This window comes from Streptomyces sp. JK94, from assembly GCF_053613315.1.
Genome location: NZ_JBSICH010000034.1, coordinates 42,488 through 63,340, shown reverse-complemented (window position 1 = coordinate 63,340; position 20,853 = coordinate 42,488). Strand labels below are relative to the sequence as shown.

At 73.7% G+C, this 20,853-nt stretch carries 19 protein-coding genes; 12 read left to right on the top strand and 7 right to left on the bottom strand.

Features of this window, described 5'->3' with window-relative positions:
* Nucleotides 1–17: 17 nt before the first annotated feature.
* Both ACVV2G_RS26365 and hmgA read right to left on the bottom strand, forming a co-directional pair.
* The gene (locus ACVV2G_RS26365) at nt 18–767 is read right to left on the bottom strand and encodes a GntR family transcriptional regulator (protein WP_453845254.1); all 750 of its coding nucleotides are present in this window, start codon (nt 765–767) and stop codon (nt 18–20) included.
* The gene (gene hmgA, locus ACVV2G_RS26360; RefSeq protein WP_453845253.1) at nt 764–2,110 is read right to left on the bottom strand and encodes a homogentisate 1,2-dioxygenase; all 1,347 of its coding nucleotides are present in this window, start codon (nt 2,108–2,110) and stop codon (nt 764–766) included. Before hmgA ends, ACVV2G_RS26365 begins: the two co-directional genes overlap by 4 nt.
* Nucleotides 2,111–2,281: 171 nt before the next feature.
* Here hmgA and ACVV2G_RS26355 point away from each other — a divergent pair, with 171 nt between their 5' ends.
* From ACVV2G_RS26355 to ACVV2G_RS26325, 7 genes are all read left to right on the top strand, one after another.
* Nucleotides 2,282–2,842 (top strand): hypothetical protein, encoded by a 561-nt coding sequence (locus ACVV2G_RS26355; protein WP_453845252.1) that lies wholly within the window; start codon nt 2,282–2,284, stop codon nt 2,840–2,842.
* 100 nt (nt 2,843–2,942) lie between these two features.
* A complete protein-coding gene (locus ACVV2G_RS26350) occupies nt 2,943–3,560 on the top strand; it encodes a TetR/AcrR family transcriptional regulator (RefSeq protein WP_453845251.1) in 618 nt (205 codons plus the stop codon).
* Nucleotides 3,561–4,162: 602 nt separating this feature from the next.
* Nucleotides 4,163–6,394 (top strand): molybdopterin-dependent oxidoreductase, encoded by a 2,232-nt coding sequence (locus ACVV2G_RS26345; RefSeq protein ID WP_453845250.1) that lies wholly within the window; start codon nt 4,163–4,165, stop codon nt 6,392–6,394.
* 135 nt (nt 6,395–6,529) lie between these two features.
* The gene (locus ACVV2G_RS26340; RefSeq protein WP_453845249.1) at nt 6,530–8,011 is read left to right on the top strand and encodes a CitMHS family transporter; all 1,482 of its coding nucleotides are present in this window, start codon (nt 6,530–6,532) and stop codon (nt 8,009–8,011) included.
* Nucleotides 8,012–8,083: 72 nt separating this feature from the next.
* Complete coding sequence (locus tag ACVV2G_RS26335) at nt 8,084–9,376, top strand: MFS transporter (protein ID WP_453845248.1); 1,293 nt, start codon at nt 8,084–8,086, stop codon at nt 9,374–9,376.
* 542 nt (nt 9,377–9,918) lie between these two features.
* The gene (locus ACVV2G_RS26330; protein WP_453845247.1) at nt 9,919–11,307 is read left to right on the top strand and encodes an aldehyde dehydrogenase family protein; all 1,389 of its coding nucleotides are present in this window, start codon (nt 9,919–9,921) and stop codon (nt 11,305–11,307) included.
* Between the two features lie 21 nt (nt 11,308–11,328).
* The gene (locus tag ACVV2G_RS26325) at nt 11,329–12,426 is read left to right on the top strand and encodes a zinc-binding dehydrogenase (protein WP_453845246.1); all 1,098 of its coding nucleotides are present in this window, start codon (nt 11,329–11,331) and stop codon (nt 12,424–12,426) included.
* A gap of 127 nt (nt 12,427–12,553) precedes the next feature.
* Here the strand turns inward: ACVV2G_RS26325 and ACVV2G_RS26320 are convergent, their stop codons facing one another.
* On the bottom strand, nt 12,554–13,267 hold the full coding sequence (locus ACVV2G_RS26320) for an ArsR/SmtB family transcription factor (protein WP_453845245.1): 714 nt from the start codon (nt 13,265–13,267) through the stop codon (nt 12,554–12,556).
* A 438-nt stretch (nt 13,268–13,705) separates the two neighbouring features.
* On the opposite strand from ACVV2G_RS26320, the gene ACVV2G_RS26315 reads away from it, so the two are divergent.
* On the top strand, nt 13,706–15,091 hold the full coding sequence (locus ACVV2G_RS26315) for a PP2C family protein-serine/threonine phosphatase (protein WP_453845244.1): 1,386 nt from the start codon (nt 13,706–13,708) through the stop codon (nt 15,089–15,091).
* Here the strand turns inward: ACVV2G_RS26315 and ACVV2G_RS26310 are convergent.
* Nucleotides 15,075–15,716 carry a TetR/AcrR family transcriptional regulator gene (locus ACVV2G_RS26310; protein WP_453845243.1) on the bottom strand — a complete coding sequence of 214 codons (642 nt, stop codon included), beginning with the start codon at nt 15,714–15,716 and terminating at the stop codon, nt 15,075–15,077. The two genes, ACVV2G_RS26315 and ACVV2G_RS26310, sit on opposite strands and share 17 nt — an antisense overlap.
* 89 nt (nt 15,717–15,805) lie before the next feature.
* Between ACVV2G_RS26310 and ACVV2G_RS26305 the strand changes: the two genes are divergently transcribed.
* The 3 genes from ACVV2G_RS26305 (at nt 15,806) to ACVV2G_RS26295 (ending at nt 18,059) form a co-directional block, all read left to right on the top strand.
* The gene (locus ACVV2G_RS26305; protein ID WP_453845242.1) at nt 15,806–16,957 is read left to right on the top strand and encodes an acyl-CoA dehydrogenase family protein; all 1,152 of its coding nucleotides are present in this window, start codon (nt 15,806–15,808) and stop codon (nt 16,955–16,957) included.
* Nucleotides 16,958–17,037: 80 nt separating this feature from the next.
* Entirely contained in the window at nt 17,038–17,328 is a 291-nt protein-coding gene (locus tag ACVV2G_RS26300; protein WP_453845241.1) for a YiaA/YiaB family inner membrane protein, read from the top strand.
* 86 nt (nt 17,329–17,414) lie between these two features.
* The gene (locus ACVV2G_RS26295; RefSeq protein ID WP_453845240.1) at nt 17,415–18,059 is read left to right on the top strand and encodes a TetR/AcrR family transcriptional regulator; all 645 of its coding nucleotides are present in this window, start codon (nt 17,415–17,417) and stop codon (nt 18,057–18,059) included.
* Here ACVV2G_RS26295 and ACVV2G_RS26290 read toward each other — a convergent pair.
* Nucleotides 18,050–18,511: a MaoC family dehydratase gene (locus ACVV2G_RS26290; protein ID WP_453845239.1), complete on the bottom strand. Its 462-nt coding sequence runs from the start codon at nt 18,509–18,511 to the stop codon at nt 18,050–18,052. The genes ACVV2G_RS26295 and ACVV2G_RS26290 overlap by 10 nt on opposite strands.
* A gap of 120 nt (nt 18,512–18,631) precedes the next feature.
* On the opposite strand from ACVV2G_RS26290, the gene soxR reads away from it, so the two are divergent.
* Nucleotides 18,632–19,153, top strand: a complete 522-nt coding sequence (soxR, locus tag ACVV2G_RS26285; RefSeq protein ID WP_453845238.1) for a redox-sensitive transcriptional activator SoxR — start codon at nt 18,632–18,634, stop codon at nt 19,151–19,153.
* Between the two features lie 113 nt (nt 19,154–19,266).
* Here the strand turns inward: soxR and ACVV2G_RS26280 are convergent, their stop codons facing one another.
* Nucleotides 19,267–20,007, bottom strand: a complete 741-nt coding sequence (locus ACVV2G_RS26280) for a 3-keto-5-aminohexanoate cleavage protein (RefSeq protein ID WP_453845237.1) — start codon at nt 20,005–20,007, stop codon at nt 19,267–19,269.
* A 97-nt stretch (nt 20,008–20,104) separates the two neighbouring features.
* Entirely contained in the window at nt 20,105–20,707 is a 603-nt protein-coding gene (locus ACVV2G_RS26275) for a hypothetical protein (protein ID WP_453845236.1), read from the bottom strand.
* Between the last annotated feature and the right edge of the window lie 146 nt (nt 20,708–20,853).

Here is a 20,853-nt window from a genome sequence, read left to right as displayed (position 1 = left end):
GACGGGGCACCCGGGTCTCAGGTGGCGTCCAGGGTGACCGTGAAGGAGAAGCGGTCGCCCCGGTAGTGGATGACGGCGACGTCCAGCACCCGCCCCGCCGTGTCGTACGTGATGCCCGTGTAGTGCAGGATCGGGCTGAGCAGCGGGACTTCGAGCAGCCGGGCGGTCTCCGGGTCCGCGAGCCGGGCCTCCACGGTGTCCGTGATCCGGCTGATGTCCATGCCCACCACGTCCCGCAGCACCTTCGTCATCGGCCAGCGGGCCAGATCGTCCACGTCGACCCGGGCGGCGACTTCGGGACGGACGTAGTTGCGGGCGTGATTGGTGGGCTCGCCCGTCCTCTCGTCACAACGCAGCCGGTGGTACGTCGCCGTCTCGGCCAGGTCCGGGAAGTGCTCGGCCAGTCCGGGCGGGACCGGGCCGGTGCCGTGGCCCAGCAGCTCGGTCCTCATGCCGGACTGCTGCGCCACGATCGCGTCCACCGAGCCCAGCAGCCGCACCGGGGCGCCCCGTCTGGCGTGCGGCTCGATGAACGTGCCGCGCCTGCGGTGGCGGGTGATCAGCCCCTCGTCCTCCAGTTCCTTCAGCGCCTGCCGCATGGTCAGCACGCTCACCCCGTAGTGGCCGGCCAACTGCTCCTCGGTGGGCAGGCGCAGCGGGTCCCGGGGCGAGCGGCCGAGTATCGAGGCGCGCAGCGACTGCGACACCTGGTACCAGAGCGGCAGCTTGCGGTTGAGGACGATGGAGTCCGGGGCGAAGGAGGTCACGGGCCATCCGTACCGGTAGGCAATCCTCGGTGCAAGGGCCGGAAGTGACGCTCCAGGCCCTGCCAGACGTCGTCGTAGCGCGGTTGCAGGTGCTCGGCGCGGGCCGCCTGGGGCGTGAGGGTCACCGGCCACCGGGTCTCGAACATGAACGCCAGCCCGTCGTCGATCCGCTGCGGCTTCAGCTCGGCGGCGCTCGCCCGGTCGAAGGTCTCCCGGTCCGGGCCGTGGGCCGACATCATGTTGTGCAGCGAGCCGCCGCCCGGCACGAAGCCCTCGGCCTTGGCGTCGTAGGCGCCCTCGATCAGGCCCATGTACTCGCTCATCACGTTCCGGTGGAAGTACGGCGGCCGGAAGGTGTCCTCGCCCACCAGCCAGCGCGGCGCGAAGACCACGAAGTCGACGCCCGCGAGGCCCGGGGTGTCCGACGGGGAGGTGAGCACCGTGAAGATCGACGGGTCCGGGTGGTCGTACGAGATGGAGCCGATGACGTTGAAACGGCGCAGGTCGTAGACGTAGGGCACATGGTTGCCGTGCCAGGCGACCACGTCGAGCGGGGAGTGGTCGTAGACGGCGCTCCAGAGGTTGCCGCAGAACTTGTTGACCACCTCCACCGGACCCTCGACGTCCTCGTACGCGGCGACCGGCGCCCGGAAGTCCCGGGCGTTGGCCAGGCCGTTGGCGCCGATCGGGCCGAGGTCGGGGAGGCGGAAGGGGGCGCCGTAGTTCTCGCACACGTAACCGCGGGCGTCCTCGTCGAGCAGCTCCACGCGGAAGCGGACCCCGCGCGGGATCAGCGCGACGTGGCCCGGCTCGGCGTGCAGCAGCCCGAACTCGGTGCGCAGCAGCAGGCCGCCGCGCTCCGGGACGATCAGCAGCTCCCCGTCCGCGTCGCTGAGGACGCGCTCCATGGAGGCCGTGGCGTGGTACAGGTGCACGGCCATGCCCGTGCGCTGGGTGACGTCGCCGTTGCCGCCGAGCGTCCACAGTCCCGCCAGGAAGTCCGTGCCGGCCCCGGGCCGGGGCAGGGGGTTCCAGCGCAGCCGGTTCGGGTCGGGCACGGCCTGGGTGAAGGGCGCCGTCCGGATCGCGCCGTTGCCCGTGCGGGTGAACGCGGGGTGCGCGGCCGACGGGCGGATGCGGTACAGCCACGAACGCCGGTTGTCGGCCCTCGGCTCCGTGAACGCCGTGCCGCTCAACTGCTCCGCGTACAGCCCGAGAGGCGCCCGCTGCGGTGAGTTCCGGCCCTCGGGCAGTGCGCCCGCAACGGCCTGCGAGCTGTGCTCGTTGCCGAATCCGGACAGGTAGGCCAGTCCCTCCGCGGTCTTCCGCGCGTCCCCGGTCATTGATCGCTCCCTCGCCGTCCGATTCCTATGGCACACCGTAGGATTGCGGTTTCCCGCGCGCAAGGGGGCGTACGGGTCCTGCGGTGCCGCCCGGGTCCCTCCCGGGGAGGATGACCGGAACCGGACCCCGGGGGGATACGCACGCTCGGACCGGTGTTCTAGTCTCCCGTCATGTCGTGGACGCGCGGAGTACCCACCGTGCTCGCGGTCTGTGTCCTGCTGCTGACCGGACCCGCGGGCTGCGGCTCCAGTGGTGCCGGGGAACCGGAGGCCCGGGGTTCGGCCACACCGGTGGGCAGGCTGCTCGACACCACCGACGAGGAGGGCCGGCGCTACCGCGAGGTGGACGGCGAGCGGGCGCCCGAGGTCGGCATCGAGGTGCAGCCCGAGACCGGTGACGGCTGGGACGTACGCCTGACCGTCCGGAACTTCCGGTTCTCGCCCGCCGGCGCGGAGGCGAAGGCGGTGGCCGGCCGCGGCGTCGCCCACCTCTTCCTCGACGGCGAACTCGTCACCCGCCTGCGCGGACCGGAGCACCGCCTCGCCGCCGCCCTCGTCCCGCGCGGCACGCACCAGGTCACGGTCCGCCTCCACGCCGACGACGGCACCGTCTGGGCCGTCGACGGCGAGCCCGTCGAGAGCACGGCGGACATCACGGCGTCGGGCGCGGAGCCCACGGAGCCCGAGGAGATCAAGGGCCAGGGCTCGGCCGGACGGGCGGCGGGCCGGTGAGCGCGGTCGCCGCCGCCCCTCCCCGGCGCCGCGAGGGTACGGGAGGTGCCTTCGGCCGTGCCGGAGGCCGCAGTTCACCGGGCCGCGGCGGGAGGGCATCATGAGGACCGTGTCCCCTGCGACCCCGATACGCCGTGCCCCCGTGCAGCGGCGCAGCGCCGAACGGCTGACCCGCATCCTCGACGCCTGCGCCGACCTCCTCGACGAGGTCGGCTACGACGCCCTGAGCACCCGGGCCGTCGCCCAGCGCGCGGACGTCCCCATCGGCTCGGTGTACCGCTTCTTCGGCAACAAGCGGCAGATGGCGGACGCGCTCGCCCAGCGGAACCTGGAGCGCTACGCGGAACGCGTGACCGAGCGGCTGACGCAGGCGGCTGACGGCGGCTGGCGCGGGGCGCTGGACGCGGTGCTCGACGAGTACCTGGCGATGAAGCGGACCGCGCCCGGCTTCTGCCTGATCGACTTCGGCAACCAGATCCCGGTCGGCCACCGCCACGCCGTCCCGAACCACCGGGTCGCCGACCGGCTCACCGAACTGCTCTCCGGCTACCTGGGCCGCCGCCCCGACGACGACCTGCGCCGCGCCTTCCTCGTCGCCGTGGAGACCGCCGACACCCTGGTGCAGCTCGCCTTCCGGGTCGCGCCGGACGGGGACGAGAAGATCATCGAGGAGGCCCGGGAACTGCTGCGGGCGTACCTGGGGCGCGTGCTCGGCTGACGTGCCGGCCCGAGCTGCCCATGGGGTCGGCCGACGGGCCGGCCTTCGCCGTCCCTTCGGGCCGGCCGGTGTGCCGGTCTGGATCGTCCTCATGGGTCCGGTCGGCATCTCGGCCCGGGGTGTCCTCACGGGCACGGCCGACGCACCGGCCTGACCGTGCTCGCGGGTCCGGCCGGGATGTCGGCCCGGGGTGTCCTCACGGGCCCGGCGCGCCGACCTGAACGGCTCCTCCGCAGGTCCGGGGTCCGGTGGGTGTGCCGGTGCAGTCCTGCGGTTCGGTGGGTGTGCCGGTCGGGTCCGTGGCCCGGCGGATGTGCGGGTCCGGTCCCGCGGTCCGGCCGACGTACCGGCAGGGGGCGTTGCCAACCGCCGGTCGGGTCCGTGGTCTGGTGGGTGCGCGGGTCCGGTCCGTGGCCCGGCGGATGTGCGGGTCCGGTCCCGCGGTCCGGCCGACGTACCGGCGGGGGACGCGGCCGACCCGGGCCCGGCCTCCCCCGAGCCGACGAGTCGCCGCGAGCCCTCCCCTGCATGCCTACCGGTCGGTATGCTCCTTGCGAGGTTCCACGTCCGAGCAGCCCCAGCCGCCGCCTCCCGGAGGATCCGTGTCCCGCACCGCCCTGCGTATCTGTCCCCTGTGCGAGGCCACCTGCGGCCTGGCCCTCACCATCGACGGCACCGCGGTCACCGCCGCCCGCGGTGACCGCGACGACGTCTTCAGCCGGGGGTTCATCTGCCCCAAGGGCGCCTCCTTCGGGGCCGCCGACTCCGACCCCGACCGGCTGCGCACACCCCTGGTGCGCAGGGACGGCGAGCTGCGCGAGGCCACCTGGGAGGAGGCGTTCGACGCGGTCGCCGCCGGTGTGCGGTCCGTCGTCGAGCGGTACGGCCCGCACTCCGCCGGCGTCGTCCTCGGCAACCCCAACGTGCACACCATGGCCGGCGCCCTCTACCCCTCCCTCCTGGTCGGCGGCCTCGGCACCCGCAGCCTCTTCACCGCCTCGACGGTCGACCAGATGCCCAAGCACGTCTCCAGCGGACTGCTCTTCGGCGACGCGAACGCCATCCCGGTGCCCGACCTCGACCGCACCGACCACCTGCTGCTCATCGGCGCCAACCCGCTGGAGTCCAACGGCAGCCTGTGCACCGCGCCCGACTTCCCCGGCCGGCTCAAGGCCCTCAGGGCCCGCGGCGGCACCCTCACCGTCATCGACCCCCGCCGCACCCGCACCGCGAAGCTCGCCGACCGGCACGTGGCGATCCGCCCCGGCACCGACGCCCTCCTCCTGGCCGCGATGGCCCAGGTGCTGTTCGAGGAGGACCTGGTGGACCTCGGCACCCTCGCCCCGCACGTCGAGGGCGTGGCGGAACTCGCCGACGCCGTACGCGACTTCACCCCGGAGTCCGTCGCCGCCGCCTGCGACGTGGACGCCGGCGTGACGCGCGCCCTCGCCCGCGAACTCGCCGCCGCCCCCACCGCCGCCGTCTACGGCCGCATCGGCAGCTGCACCGTCCCGCACGGCACCCTCGCCAGCTGGCTCGTGGACGTCCTCAACGTCCTCACCGGCAACCTCGACCGGCCCGGCGGCGCCCTCTTCCCGCAGGCGGCCACGGACCGCACGCCCCGCCCCGCCGGGCCCGGCCGCGGGTTCGCGCTCGGCCGCTGGCACTCCCGCGTGAGCCGGCATCCCGAGGCGAAGGGGGAACTGCCCCTGTCCGCCCTCGCCGAGGAGATCGACACCCCCACCGGGGAGGGCGAGCCGATCCGCGCGCTGATCACCGTCGCGGCCAACCCCGTCCTGTCCGCCCCGGACGGCGACCGGCTCGACAAGGCGCTGGACTCGCTCGACTTCATGGTCAGCGTCGACCCCTACCTGAACGAGACCTCGCGCCACGCCCACGTCGTCCTGCCGCCGCCCCCGCCAGCCCAGAGCCCGCACCACGACTTCGCCCTCAACACCCTCGCGGTGCGCAACCAGGTCCGCTACACCCGCCCCGCCGTCCCCCTGCAGCCCGGCCGCATGGCCGAGACCGAGATCCTGGCCCGGCTGACCCTGGCCGCCACCGGCACGCACGGCGCCGACCCGGCCGCCGTCGACGCCATGGTGGTCGAGCAGACCCTCGGCAAGGCCGTCCGGGACCCGCGCTCACCCGTGCACGGACGGGACCCCGGCGAGCTGACCGCACAGCTCACCGGCGAGAGCGGCCCCGAACGGCGGCTCGACATGATGCTGCGCCTCGGCCCCTACGGCGACGGCTTCGGCGCACGCCCGGACGGACTGACCCTCGAACGGCTCCTCGCCCGTCCGCACGGCATCGACCTCGGCCCGCTGCGTCCCCGTCTGCCGCAGCCGCTGCGGACCCGCAGCGGCAAGGTCGAGCTGCTGCCGGAGCCGATCGCCGGCGACCTGCCACGCCTGCGGCGGGCCCTGACCGAGCGTCCCGAGGGACTCGTCCTGGTCGGCCGCCGCCACCTGAGGTCCAACAACAGCTGGATGCACAACCTCCCGGCCCTCACCGGCGGCTCCAACCGCTGCACCCTGCACCTCCACCCCGACGACGCCGAACGGCTCGGTGTGCGCGGCGGGGCGAGCGTGCGCGTGAAGGGTGCCGGGGGAGAGGTGACCGTCCCCGCGGAGGTCACCGACGCCGTCCGGCCGGGTGTGGTCAGCCTCCCGCACGGCTGGGGTCACGACCGGCCGGGCACCCGCCTCACCCACGCCGCCACCGAGCCCGGCGCCAACGTCAACCAGCTCCTCGACGGCAGCCTGCTCGACCCGCTCTCGGGCAACGCGGTCCTCAACGGTGTCCCCGTGGAAATCGGCCCGGTGACCTGAGCAAAGCCGTGACCTGGAGTTCTGCGCTTATTGCTCGCGTGTCAACGTCTTGTTGGCTCAGCTCGGCGGCACCTAACGTCGCTCGCACCGCCTGCCCCGGTGGGATGTTCAAGGGCGAACGTTAGGTACTCATTCATGCTGACCATCCTCGGCTTCGCCATGATCGCGACCTTCCTGGTCCTGATCATGATGAAGAAGATGTCGCCGATCGCGGCGCTCGTGCTGATTCCCGCGCTGTTCTGCGTGTTCGTCGGCAAGGGCGCCGAACTCGGTGACTACGTCATCGACGGCGTGTCCAGCCTCGCCCCCACCGCGGCGATGCTCATGTTCGCGATCGTCTACTTCGGGGTGATGATCGACGTCGGACTCTTCGACCCGATCGTCCGGATCATCCTGAAGTTCTGCAAGGCCGACCCGATGCGGATCGTCGTCGGTACGGCCCTGCTCGCCGCGATCGTCTCGCTGGACGGCGACGGCTCCACCACCTTCATGATCACGGTCTCGGCGATGTACCCGCTGTACAAGCGCCTGAAGATGAGCCTGGTCGTCATGACCGGCATCGCCGCGATGGCCAACGGTGTGATGAACACCCTGCCCTGGGGCGGCCCCACCGCCCGCGCCGCCACCGCGCTGAAGGTCGACGCCACCGACATCTTCGTCCCGATGATCCCGGCCCTGGCCGTCGGTCTGCTCGCCGTCGTCGTCCTCGCGTACGTGCTCGGGCTGCGCGAGCGCCGGCGGGTGGGCACGCTGACGCTGGACGAGGAGCTGGTGCACGAGCCGGAGCGGGAGACGGTGCTGGTCGGTGCGGGGGCGGAACCCGGTGCGGGTACGGGAGCGGCAGCGGGTGCGGGTGGGCATGCCGGTTCGCGAGCCGGTGCCGGCACGGGCAGCGCGTCCGTCTCCGCCGCGGGTGGCGGGGAGCCGGTGGGTTCGGGTGACTCCACCGTGCGGGACGACGGGTCCGACGACGACTTCCAGGGCCTCGACCCGAACCGGGCCACCCTGCGCCCCCGGCTCTACTGGTTCAACGCGCTGCTCACGGTCACCCTGCTCACCGCCATGATCATGGCGCTGCTGCCGATCCCGGTGCTCTTCCTGCTCGGCGCCGCGCTCGCGCTCACCGTCAACTTCCCGCACATCCCCGACCAGAAGGCCCGGATCGCGGCCCACGCCGACAACGTCCTCAACGTCTCCGGCATGGTCTTCGCCGCCGCCGTCTTCACCGGCGTCCTCACCGGCACCGGCATGGTCGACCACATGGCCAACTGGCTGGTGGACACCATCCCCGAGGGCATGGGCCCGCACATGGGCCTGGTCACCGGCCTGCTGAGCCTGCCGCTCACCTACTTCATGTCGAACGACGGCTTCTACTTCGGCGTCCTGCCGGTGCTCGCCGAAGCCGGCCAGGCACACGGCGTGTCGACGCTGGAGATCGCCCGCGCCTCGATCGTCGGCCAGCCGCTGCACATGTCCAGCCCGCTGGTCCCGGCGGTGTACGTCCTGGTCGGCATGGCCAAGGTCGAGTTCGGCGACCACACCAGGTTCGTGGTGAAGTGGGCGGTCCTGACGAGCCTGGTCATCCTCGCGGCGGGCATCCTGTTCGGCATCATCTGATCACCGGACCGGCACCTCGGGGACTCGTCCGGAGGCCGGTCCGCGGACCGGCAGTTCGGGAAGGACACGCTCATGGCGCCCGGTGGGAACCGCGGCTGGCTGCTCCGCCTGGTCATCGCCTTCGGCTTCGCGCAGGGGGCGGTGTCGATGGCCCGGCCCGCCGTCTCCTACCGGGCCCTCGCGCTGGGCGCGGACGAACGGGCGGTCGGCGTCATCGCCGGGGTGTACGCGCTGCTGCCGCTGTTCGCCGCCGTTCCGCTCGGCCGCCGCACCGACCACGGCCGCTGCGCGCCGCTGCTGCCCGCCGGCGTGGTGCTCATCGCCGGCGGCTGCGTGCTGAGCGGCATCGCCGGCTCCCTGTGGACGATGGCCCTGTGGAGCGGCGTCATGGGCCTCGGCCACCTCTGCTTCGTCATCGGCGCCCAGTCGCTGGTCGCCCGCCAGTCCGCGCCGCACGAACAGGACCGCAACTTCGGTCACTTCACGATCGGCGCCTCGCTCGGCCAACTGGTCGGACCCATCGCGGCGGGTGCGCTGATCGGCGGGCACGACATGGCGGGCAGCAGCGCGCTCGCCCTGGTGGTCGCGGGCGCGGGCGCGGCGATGGCGTTCACCTCGCTGTGGCGCACGGAGCACCCGACGGCCGCCGGGCTCCGTACGGAACAGGGCGCGCGCGTACCCGTCGGGAGCATCCTGCGTACCCGGGGGGTGCCCGCGGGCATCCTGATCAGCCTGTCCGTCCTGTCCGCGACCGACATCCTCACCGCCTACCTGCCGGTGGTCGGCGAGCACCGGGGCATCTCCCCGACCGTGATCGGCCTCCTGCTCAGCCTGCGCGCGGCGGCCACGATCGCCTGCCGGCTGGTGCTGACCCCCCTGCTGCGCCTGCTCGGCCGCACCGCGCTGCTCACGGTCACCTGTCTGCTGGCCGCCCTGCTGTGCGCCGGCGTCGCGCTGCCGGTGCCGGTGTGGGTGCTCGCGCCGATGCTGGCCGTCCTCGGCTTCTGTCTCGGCGTCGGCCAGCCACTGTCCATGACGACCGTCGTCCAGGCGGCGCCCGACGGAGCCCGCTCCACCGCCCTGGCCCTCCGGCTGACCGGCAACCGCCTCGGCCAGGTCGCGGCACCCGCCGCGGCCGGTCTGATCGCCGGCGTCGCGGGTGCGGCGGCGCCGTTCGTGACGCTCGGCGCGCTGCTGCTCCTGTCCTCGGGCGTCGCCCTGCGCTCCCGCTCCGGCTCGCCCGGGGACGAGGCGCCCGGGGACGAGCAGCCGGAGGACGGACCGCCGGGATACGGACCGCCCACCCGGGAACCCGTCCCTCTACCTCCTGGAGCCCGGCGCACACCGCGCCGCACGGCCCGCTAGCTGTTCCGTCCGAGGGCCCGGAGCCGCCTCCGGACCGCCTCGGAGGCGCTGCCTCGCTGCCCTGGGACCGCCTCCAAGGCGGCGGGGCGGCCTTCGAAGCGGCGGGACCTCTTTCCACGGCGGCCGGGGCGGCTTCCGAGGCGGCGGGACGTCTTCCGGGGCGGCCGGGGTCGCCTCCGGTGCGGCAGGCACCGCTTTCGGCGTGCCGCCCGGCTTCCTCCCGCACGCCCCACGTCCCACACCCCTGCGGCCCTTCCCGAGGCAGCCCGCCGACTGGATGCGGCCGTCCGTCTTCTCACCAGCCGGACGCCGGCAGCGAGATCGGGTCCGGTGTCTTCCCCCGGCCGCGCACATACCGTTTCGACCAGCACGGCGGACGGATCCGCCCCGCCCCGCGCGGCTGCCGGATCCGGAGGGGCGAGCCCGCCGGTGTCCGCCCTCCGGGAGGGTGACCCGCGCCACCATGGGGGTCGCCCCTGGTGCCGTAAAACTATCGGCGCTAGTTTGGGGCCGGACGACGAGGCCCGCCCGGAAGGAACGCGATGAAGGCACATGACGGCATGTACATCGACGGAGCCTGGCGCCCCGCCGACGGCCGGGACACGATCGACGTCGTGAACCCGGCCGACGAGCAGGTGATCGGCAAGGTCCCGGCCGGCAACGCCCTGGACGTCGATACCGCCGTACGGGCCGCCCGCGCCGCCCTGCCGGGCTGGGCCGCGACCCCGCCCGCCGAGCGGGCCGCGCGCCTGGCCGCCCTGCGGGACGTGCTGGTGGCCCGCAAGGACGAGATCGCCGAGACGGTCACCGCCGAACTCGGCTCACCGCTGAAGTTCTCCCAGGCCGTGCACGCCGGCGCTCCGATCGCGGTCGCGGGCTCCTACGCCGAGCTGGCGGCGACGTACGCCTTCGAGGAGAAGGTCGGCAACTCCGTCGTCCACCACGAACCGATCGGCGTGGTCGGCGCCATCACCCCCTGGAACTACCCCCTCCACCAGATCGTCGCCAAGGTCGCCCCGGCGCTCGCGGCCGGCTGCGCGATCGTGCTGAAGCCCGCCGAGGACACCCCGCTCACCGCCCAGCTCTTCACGGAGGCGGTGCACGAGGCGGGCGTCCCGGCGGGCGTCTTCAACCTGGTCACCGGCCTCGGCCCGGTCGCCGGGCAGGCCCTCGTCGAGCACCCGGGCGTCGACCTGGTCTCCTTCACCGGCTCCACGGCCGTGGGCCGGCGGATCGGTGCCGTCGCCGGCGCCGCCGTCAAGAAGGTCGCCCTGGAACTCGGCGGCAAGTCCGCCAACGTCATCCTGCCCAGCGCCGACCTGGCCAAGGCCGTGAACGTGGGCGTGGCCAACGTCATGTCCAACTCCGGTCAGACCTGCAGCGCCTGGACCCGCATGCTGGTCCACCGCGACCAGTACGACGAGGCCGTGGAGCTGGCCGCCGAGGCCGCCGCCAAGTACGGCGACCGGATCGGCCCGGTCGTCAACGCCAAGCAGCAGGAGCGCGTACGCGGTTACATCGAGAAGGGCGTCGCCGAGGGCGCGCGCCTTGCCGCGGGCGGCCCCGAGGCGCCCCGCGAGCAGGGGTACTTCGTCAGCCCGACGGTCTTCGCCGACGTGACCGAGGGGATGACCGTCGCCCAGGAGGAGATCTTCGGGCCGGTCCTGTCCATCCTCCGCTACGAGGACGAGGAGGACGCCCTGCGGATCGCCAACGGCACGGTGTACGGCCTCTCCGGCGCCGTCTGGGCCGGGGAGGAGGCCGAGGCGGTCGCCTTCGCCCGCCGCATGGACACCGGCCAGGTCGACATCAACGGCGGGCGGTTCAATCCGCTGGCGCCCTTCGGCGGCTACAAGCAGTCCGGCGTGGGCCGCGAGCTGGGCTCGCACGGCCTGTCCGAGTACCTCCAGACCAAGTCCCTCCAGTTCTAGCTCCGGGGAGTTGTCCACGTCATGGCCGTCCGTACCGCTGTCCGTGCCGCCGTCGTACCCGCCGTAGGCGCCCCGCTGGAACTCACCGGGATCGAGCTGCCGGAACCCGGCCCCGGCCAGGTCCACGTGAAGCTCGCCGCCGCCGGCGTCTGCCACTCCGACCTGTCCCTGTCCAACGGCACCATGCGCGTGCCGGTCCCCGCCGTCCTCGGCCACGAGGGGGCCGGAACGGTCCTCGCCGTCGGCGACGGTGTCACGCACGTCGCCGTCGGCGACGAGGTCGTCCTCAACTGGGCGCCGAGCTGCGGAGCCTGCCACGCCTGCTCGCTCGGCGAGGTCTGGCTGTGCGTGAACGCCCTGGCCGGCGCGGCGAACGTGCACGCCCGCCGCGCCGACGACGGCACCGACCTGCACCCCGGGCTCAACGTCGCCGCCTTCGCCGAGGAGACGGTGGTGAGCGCCGGCTGCGTGCTGCCCGTCCCCGACGGCATCCCCCTCACCGACGCGGCGCTGCTCGGCTGCGCCGTCCTCACCGGGTACGGAGCCGTCCACCACGCGGCGAAGGTCCGGGAGGGCGAGACCGTCGCGGTGTTCGGCGTCGGAGGAGTGGGCCTGGCCGCGCTCCAGTCGGCCCGTATCGCGGGCGCCTCGAAGATCGTCGCCGTCGACGTGTCCCCCGAGAAGGAAGAGCTGGCCCGCGCCGCCGGCGCCACCGACTACCTCGTCGCCTCCGACACCACCGCCCGCGAGATCCGCGCCCTCACCGGCAAGCAGGGCGTCGACGTGGCCGTCGAGTGCGTCGGCCGGGCCGTCACCATCCGCACCGCCTGGGAATCGACGCGGCGCGGGGGCCGCACCACGGTCGTCGGCATCGGCGGCAAGGACCAGCAGGTCACCTTCAACGCCCTGGAGATCTTCCACTGGGGACGCACCCTCGCCGGCTGCGTCTACGGCAACGCCGACCCCGCCCGCGACCTCCCGGTGCTGGCCGAGCACGTCCGCGCCGGGCGGCTGGACCTGGGCTCCCTGGTCACCGAGCGGATCGCGCTGGACGGCATCCCGGCGGCCTTCGAGAACATGCTGGCGGGCAAGGGCGGCCGGGCGCTGGTGGTGTTCTAGCCAGAGCGGCCGGCGTCCCCCGGGCGCGGCTCCGCGGGCCTTCCAGGGCCGCGGAGCCGCCCTACGGCGGCCGGCAGGGACGGCAGCAGGGGGCGCACCGGCGGATTCCGGACGGGGAGACGCACGCTCAGCGCAGCACCGCCGGGTCGAGGCCCAGCAGCCGGGACAGCGCGTCCTCGCCCGCCGGTGTGACCTTCACCGCCCGCTCGGAGCCGACGCGCACGCACCAGCCCGCGTCCAGCGCGTGCCGGCACAGGGCCGCGCCCGCGACGCCGGCGAGGTGGGGGCGGCGCTCGGTCCAGTCGAGGCAGGCCCGGGCCAGTGGCCGGCGCCCGGTGGGCTCCAGGGGGATTCCGGCGGCCTCGAACCAGCCGAGCCCCGCGTCGGTGAGGGCGAAGCCGGTGTCCTGGCGCAGCAGCCCGCGCCCGGTGAGCGCGTCGGTGAGCGTGATACCGAGCCGCCCGGCCAGGTGGTCGGAGCAGGTGCGCCCGCGCGCCATCGCGGAGCCGGCGTTCGACGCGCGCAGCGTGCGCGGTCGCCGTGCCGCGGCCTCCGGCGCGACCTGTGCGGCGAGGTCCTCCACCAGGTGCGCGACCCCGGGACCGGCCAGCCGCACGTACCGGTGGCGCCCCTGCCGCTCCTCGGCGAGCAGCCCGCCCGCGACGAGCCTGCCCAGGTGCCCGCTGAGCGTGGAGGCGGCCACCCCCGCGTGCCGGGCCAGCTCACCGGCGGTCCAGGCCCGGCCGTCGAGCAGGGCCAGCAGGCACGCGGCGCGGGTCTCGTCGGCGATCAGCCCGGCCAGCCGGGCGAGTCCCGGGGCTCCGGGGTCCTTCGCGGTCATGCCCCCAGCATGCGACACGGACGGTTCGGCGGACGCCGAAGCGTCCGGCCCGGGACCCCGAGCGGTACGCGTCGTCCGGCGTCCGCGCGCAGGCGCCGGCCGGCGGCTTCCGCGCGATCGGCGGGGCGACGGTCCGCGTCTTCGTGCCTACCACGTTCCTCTCGGACGACCGTGGGGACTTGAAGAGGGTGAAGGTGTCCACACCGGTCCCCGAGTGCGCCGTGGCCGTCATCGCTCCCCGGGGAGCCGACGCGCTCGTCCGGCCGCTGGGCTCCGACGCCCGTCCGGTCACTCCGGCCGCTCGGGTCACTCCGGTCACTCCGGCCACTCCGGTCGTTCCGGCCACTCCGGTCTCTCCAGACGCCACCGGACACTGCCCCGCACCCGGCGCCCCCGGGGACACCACCGACGCCGCACCCGACTTCCTGGACCGTCTCCATGGCACCCCGTAAGGCTCCTGACCCCGCCCCCGGCGCCGACGGCGACCGGGACGGTCGGGCGGTGCCCGTCGGCGGCGCGCCCGGCGGCCCGGAGGACAGCGCCGAGGCGCTCTACGACTCCGCCCCCTGCGGTTTCCTGTCCACGACCATGGACGGCACCGTCACCAAGATCAACGCGACGCTCCTGGACTGGCTCGGCCTCGGGCGGGGCGAGGTCGTGGGCCACAAGCGTTTCGCCGACCTGCTCACCGTCGGCGGCAGGCTCTACCACGAGACCCACTTCGCACCCCTGCTGGGCATGCGGGGCGAGATCGGCGGGATCGCGCTGGAGATGCGGACGGCCGGGGGCGGACGACTGCCGGTGCTCGTCTCCGCCGTGGTCGCACGGAACGCGGAGGGCGAGCCGGCCCTGATCCGCACCACCGTCTTCGACGCCTCCGGCAGGCGCGCCTACGAGGAGGAGCTGCTGCGCCGCAGGGCAGCCGCCGACGAGGCCCGCGACCTGGCCGAGGCGGCGCGGCGGGAGGCCGAGGAGGCACGCCGGGAGGCGGAGGCGGCACGGCGGGAGGCGGAGGCGGCACGCTGCCGCTCCGAGGCCGACCGGGCCCGGCTGACCGACGCCCTCGCCGTGCTCCAGCAGGCCCTGCTGCCCGCCGAGCTGCCCACCGTCCCCGGCCTGGAGGTGGCCTCGTACTACCACACGGCCTCACCCGACCGGCTCGGCGGCGACTTCTACGACCTGTTCGCCCTCGACGCCCGGCGCTGGGCCTTCTTCCTCGGCGACGTGAGCGGCAAGGGGCCCCAGGCCGCCGCCGTCACCTCCCTCACCCGCTACACCCTGCGGGCGGCCGTCTTCCACGACTCCGACCCGGTCAGCGCCCTCACCACCCTCAACGCCGTCCTGCACGAGCGCTACGCCGTCGAGGCCGACCCGCGCCACTGCACCGCCGTCGTCGGCGTCGTCGAGCCGGACGCCGTCCGCGGCCGTACCAGGGTCCACCTCGCCTCCGGCGGCCACCCGCCGGCCCTCCTGCTGCGGGCCGGCGCCCCGGTCGACGGCCCGGGGCGGGCCGACTACCTCCCCACCCCCGGCGGCATGCTGGTCGGCGCGCTGCCCGACGCCTCCTTCACCCCCGCCACCGCCGTCCTCGAGCCCGGCGACACCCTGCTGCTCTACACCGACGGTCTGACCGAGGCCCGCACGGACCCCGAGCGCACCACCCTCTACGGCGAGGAACGGCTGCGGGACTTCGCCGCCCGCCAGGCGTCGACGGCGCCCGGCGACGTGATCGCCGCCGTGGCCGCACTGCTGGAGAAGCTCGGCGACGGTGTCGACGACGACACCGCCCTGCTCGCCCTGGGCGTCCCTAGCCGTCCCGCGTGAGCCCCTCGTACTGCTGCGCCAGCCCGTCCAGCAGAGCCGCGAGGCCGGTCTCGAACGCCCGCTCGTCGATCTTCTCCTGGTGCTCGGCGAGCCGGTGGGCCTGCTGGAGGTGCGGGTAGTCGGACGGGTCGTAGGCGCCGGCGTCGTCCGGGAAACCGCCGGCGAACGAGCCCAGCGCGGAACCCATGACGAAGTAGCGCATCAGCGCGCCGATGGACGTGGCCTGGGCCGGCGGCCAGCCCGCCTCGACCATCGCGCCGTAGACGGCGTCCGCGAGGTGCAGCGCGGCCGGGCGGCGGCCGGGGCCGTGGGCGAGTACCGGGACGATGTTCGGGTGGTCGCGCAGGGCCGCCCGGTAGGAGACGGCCCAGTCGTGCAGCGCGGTCCGCCAGCCCCGGCCGTCCTCGAACATCGACAGGTCGACCTGTGCGCTCACCGAGTCCGCGACCGCCTCCAGGATCTCGTCCTTGGTGCGGAAGTGGTTGTAGAGCGAGGGCCCGCTGACCCCCAGCTCCGCCGCGAGCCGGCGGGTGGAGACGGCCGTGAGGCCCTCCGCGTCCACCAGAGCGCGGGCCGCCTCGACGATCCGGTCGGTGCTGAGCAGGGGCTTGCGCGGTCGGGCCATGGCGCACATAGTAGGGCTGCGGACGGAAACTAGCAGTGCTAATTTAAATGTACGGATTTCAAGATTCCTTTTCTGTGGGGTGACTCGGCATGAACCTGGAGCTCAGCGAGGAGCAGAACGCCGTACGGCAGCTCGCCCGGGACTTCGTGGAGCGTGAGATCGCCCCCAACGCCGTCGCCTGGGACCGCGCCGAGGAAGTCGACCGGGGGATCGTGAAGAAGCTCGGCGAGGTCGGCTTCCTCGGGCTCACGATCGACGAGGAGTACGGCGGCTCCGGCGGCGACCACCTCGCCTACTGCCTGGTGACGGAGGAGCTGGGCCGCGGCGACAGCTCGGTGCGCGGCATCGTCTCGGTCTCCCTGGGGCTGGTCGCCAAGACCGTCGCCGCCTGGGGCGACGAGGAGCAGAAGCGGCGCTGGCTGCCGGGCCTCACCTCCGGGGAGTACGTCGGCTGCTTCGGCCTGACCGAGCCCGGCACGGGTTCGGACGCCGGGAACCTGTCCACCCGCGCGGTCCGCGACGGCGACGACTTCGTCGTCAACGGCACCAAGATGTTCATCACCAACGGCACCTGGGCCGACGTGGTGCTGCTCTTCGCCCGCTCCACGGACGCCCCCGGCCACAAGGGCGTCTCCGCCTTCCTGGTGCCCACCGACACGCCCGGCCTGACCCGCCGCACCCTCCACGGCAAGCTCGGCCTGCGCGGACAGGCCACCGCCGAACTGGTCCTGGAGGACGTCCGCGTCCCCGCCTCCGCCCTGCTCGCCCCCGAGGGCAAGGGTTTCTCGGTCGCCATGTCGGCCCTGGCCAAGGGGCGGATGTCGGTCGCGGCGGGCTGCGTCGGCATCGCCCAGGCGGCCCTGGACGCGGCCGTGCGGTACGCGGGGGAGCGCGAGCAGTTCGGGAAGACCATCGCCCACCACCAGCTGGTGCAGGAGCTGATCAGCGACATCGCCCTCGACGTCGACGCGGCCCGGCTGCTGACCTGGCGGGTCGCCGACCTGATCGACCGCGGCCTGCCCTTCACGGTGGAGTCCTCCAAGGCCAAGCTCTTCGCCTCGGAGGCCGCCGTCCGCGCCGCGAACAACGCCCTGCAGGTCTTCGGCGGCTACGGCTACATCGACGAGTACCCGGCCGGGAAGCTGCTGCGCGACGCCCGCGTGATGACCCTCTACGAGGGCACCAGCCAGATCCAGAAGCTGGTCATCGGGCGGGCGCTGACCGGGGTGTCGGCCTTCTGAGTCCCGCGCACCCCTCTGAGTACGAGAACTGAGTACTCCGGCGGATGTGGCACCCGCCACATCCGCCGACGCTTGTCCTCATGAGTGACACACCGGTCAAGCAGCAGAGCACCGCCGCCTTCTACGGGCAGGCCGTCGTCTCGTTCGCGGTCGCCATGGCCGCCACCGCCATCGGCATCTACCACCTCCAGGCCGACGCCTGGGTGCGGGCCTTCCTCGCCATCGCCGTCCTGTACCTGGTCACCTCGGCCTTCACCCTGGCCAAGATCATTCGTGACCGGCAGGAGGCGGGGCAGATCGTGAGCCGTGTCGACCAGGCCCGGCTGGAGAAGCTCCTCGCCGAACACGACCCCTTCGAGAAGCTGGGCTGACGCGCCCGCCGGGGCGCCGCCCCTAAGCGACCGCTCAGCTTCGGCGGTATGGTGGTGCTCCTGTCACCGAGAGGGGCGAACAAGCGATGAGTACGGCGGCCGAGAAGACGGGCGGCGACACCGAGCCGTGGGCAGAGGTCACCCCGGACGCGGCCCGGCGGCTCCTGGTCGCCGCGGTGGAGGCCTTCGCCGAGCGCGGGTACCACGCGACCACGACCCGCGACATCGCCGGGCGCGCCGGCATGAGTCCGGCCGCCCTCTACATCCACTACAAGACCAAGGAGGAGCTGCTCCACCGCATCAGCCGGATCGGCCACGACCGGGCGGTCGCCATCCTCCGCACCGCGGCCCGGCGTGAGGGCAGCGCGGCCGAGCGGCTCGCCGACGCCGTGGGCTCCTTCGTCCGCTGGCACGCCGGGCGGCGCACGACCGCGCGGGTGGTGCAGTACGAGCTGGACGCGCTCGGCCCCGAGGCCCGCGACGAGATCCTCACGCTGCGGCGGCAGTGCGACGCCGCGGTGCGCGGCATCATCGACGACGGCGTGGCGTCCGGCGAGTTCGACGTGCCGGACGTCAAGGGCACGACGCTGGCCGTGCTGTCGCTCTGCATCGACGTGGCCCGCTGGTTCAACGTGGACGGCCCCCGCACGCCCGACGAGGTCGGCGCGCTCTACGCCGACCTCGTGCTGCGGATGGTGGGTGCCGAACCGTCCGGCGCCGCTCAGACGTAGTAGCGCGAGACGGACTCGGCGACGCAGACGGGCTTGTCGCCGCCCTCGCGTTCCACGGTGAAGGCGACGGTCACCTGGATGCCCCCGGCGACGTCCTCGACGCCGGTGATCGTCGCCGTGGCGCGCAGCCGCGAGCCGACGGGGACGGGGGAGGGGAAGCGGACCTTGTTCGTGCCGTAGTTGACGCCCATCTTCACGCCCTCGACCCGGATGAGCTGCGGCCCGAAGAGCGGGAGCAGCGACAGGGTCAGATAGCCGTGCGCGATGGTGGTGCCGAACGGGCCCGCGGCGGCCTTCTCCGGGTCCACGTGGATCCACTGGTGATCGCCGGTCGCCTCGGCGAACAGGTCGATCCGCTTCTGGTCGACGTCCAGCCAGTCGGTGTACCCCAGCTGCTCGCCGACCGCCGCCTTCACCTCGTCGGTGGATGTGAAGATCCTCGGCTCTGCCATGTCCCGGCCTCCCTGCTCGCTCGACCTGTGCACGCGACTCTAAGCGACTGCTTAGCATGGTCGCCCGCGCAGCCCATGTCAACGGACCGGAGGGGTGACGGGGTCGGTAGGGTTCGAGGAGTGCCTCAGATTCCCGAGAAGATCCACGAGCTCACGGTCGGCCAGCTCGCCGCGCGCAGCGGCGCCGCCGTCTCCGCCCTGCACTTCTACGAGTCCAAGGGCCTGATCAGCAGTCGCCGCACCTCGGGCAACCAGCGCCGCTTCAGCCGTGACACGCTGCGCCGGGTCGCCTTCGTGCGTGCGGCGCAGCGCGTCGGCATCCCGCTCGCCACGATCCGCGAGGCGCTCGCGGAACTGCCGGAGGGGCGCACGCCCACCGAGGAGGACTGGTCCCGGCTCTCCGCCTCCTGGCGTTCCGAACTGGACGAGCGGATCATGCAGTTGAACCGGCTGCGCGACCACCTCACCGACTGCATCGGCTGCGGCTGCCTGTCCCTGGAGACCTGCGTCCTGTCCAACCCCGATGACGTCTTCGGCCAACGCCTCACGGGCTCGCGCCTGTTGGTGGAGCGCCGGGAGTCCGCCGCCGCGGGCGAGCGGGCGAGCCGCGGCCGTGCGCCGCGGGCGGAGTGCTGCGACTGACGGACCGTGAGCGGACCGGCCACGCCCACGGGACGCTCCGCGGCAGGCCGCGCGCCGCCCCTCCGGACCGGCGGAGGGGCGGTCGCCGGGCCCGTGGCCGGGAAGGCGCGTCTTCAGCCGGGCCCGTGCCGCCGCGCCGACGTCCACTCCGTCAGTCCCGCGGTGACCAGCTCGGCGTTCGAGGCGGCCCGGCGGCCGTCCGGCAGGTGCAGGGTGTCCTCCAGGCCGATGCGGGCCGGCAGGCCCAGACGGCCGGCCAGGCGCAGGACCGGCCAGGCGCCGGCCTCCTCGCCGTGCAGCAGGACGGGGCGGCCGTGGGCCGTGCCCAGCTCCGTCAGCAGCTCGCGCGCGGAGTCCTCCGCGGACGCCGGGCCGGTGTCCGTGACCTCCGCCAGGACGCGCAGCACCTTCGGGGCGAGCGGTGAGCGCAGGTACAGCGCCGCACCGTCCGTGCCGGACCAGAGGCCGGCCTCCACGCCCACCCCGCGCTCGATCAGCGCGGCGGCGACCTGCTCGGCGCCCGGCTCGTGCCAGTTGACCGAGGCGTGGTCGGGCAGGACCGTCCAACTCCGCACCCGCGCGGCCCGGGCGGCGGGGTCGGGCTCGGTCCACGCGCCCGTCGTGACGCCCACCGGCACCGGTGCCGGCAGCCGTGCCCGTATCGCGTCGAGCGTGACCGCCAGCATCCGCGGCGACAACGAGTCCCGGCCGCACGGGCTCTTGGGGTGGACGTGGACGTCCGTGGCCCCGGCGGCGACCGCCTCGGCCACGGAGCCCGCGATCGCCTCCGGCGACAGCGGCACCACCGCCCCGTCGGCGCTCGTACGCGTACCGTTCGCACAGACCTGCACCATCACCCCATGGTGCCGGACCCCTCCGACGACGCGCGCCGGCCGCCGTCCCGTACGGGCCGCCGGGGGTGCGGCATCCCCTGCGCACACCCCCGGGCGGCTAGGCCGACATCAGCAGCCGGCCCCGCCGGGCGTCCGCCAGTGCGTCGGGAGTGAGGACGGGCCGCGGGACGAGGATTCCGCAGTCCGTGCAGACGGGTCCCGTCGAGGGGTCGTGGTCCAGGTCGTACTTCCAGACGAGGCGCTCCCCGTCGCACACCGGGCACACGGACCCGGGCGCGCGTTCCAGCGCGGAGATCAGGTTCCGCAGCACCTCCGCCAGTGGCCCGTCGGGATGGACGCGGGGGTCGTCGCACCAGGCGACCCCGAAACCGCCCCAGGTCATCCGGTGCCAGTCGTCCACGCTGCCCGGCCTGCGCAGCCCGTCGTGCTTCTCCTTCCTGCGCCGCTCGGCGAACTCGACCTCGTAGGCCAGCCACACCGAACGCGCCGCCTCCAGCTCCTCCAGTGCGGCCACGAGCCGCGCCGGGTCGGGAGAGCGGTCCTCGGGGCCGAACCCGGCCCTGGAACACAGATGGTCCCAGGTCGCCCGGTGCCCGTACGGGGCGAACCGTTCAAGGCACTTGCGCAGCGAATAGCGCCGTAGCGCCAGGTCGCACCGTGGATCGCGGACCTGTCTCGCCAGACTTCGGAAACCGGCCATCGCCCTGCACCTCCGTCACACCTGCACCTGTACTTCGGTCACTTCGGCGTCGTCGTACGGACGTCGCCGAATAGACGTATCGACAGGCGATTCGGCTCCATCCGTTTTCCGATGCCCCTCATAAGCCGATCCACCCACTCCGAAAC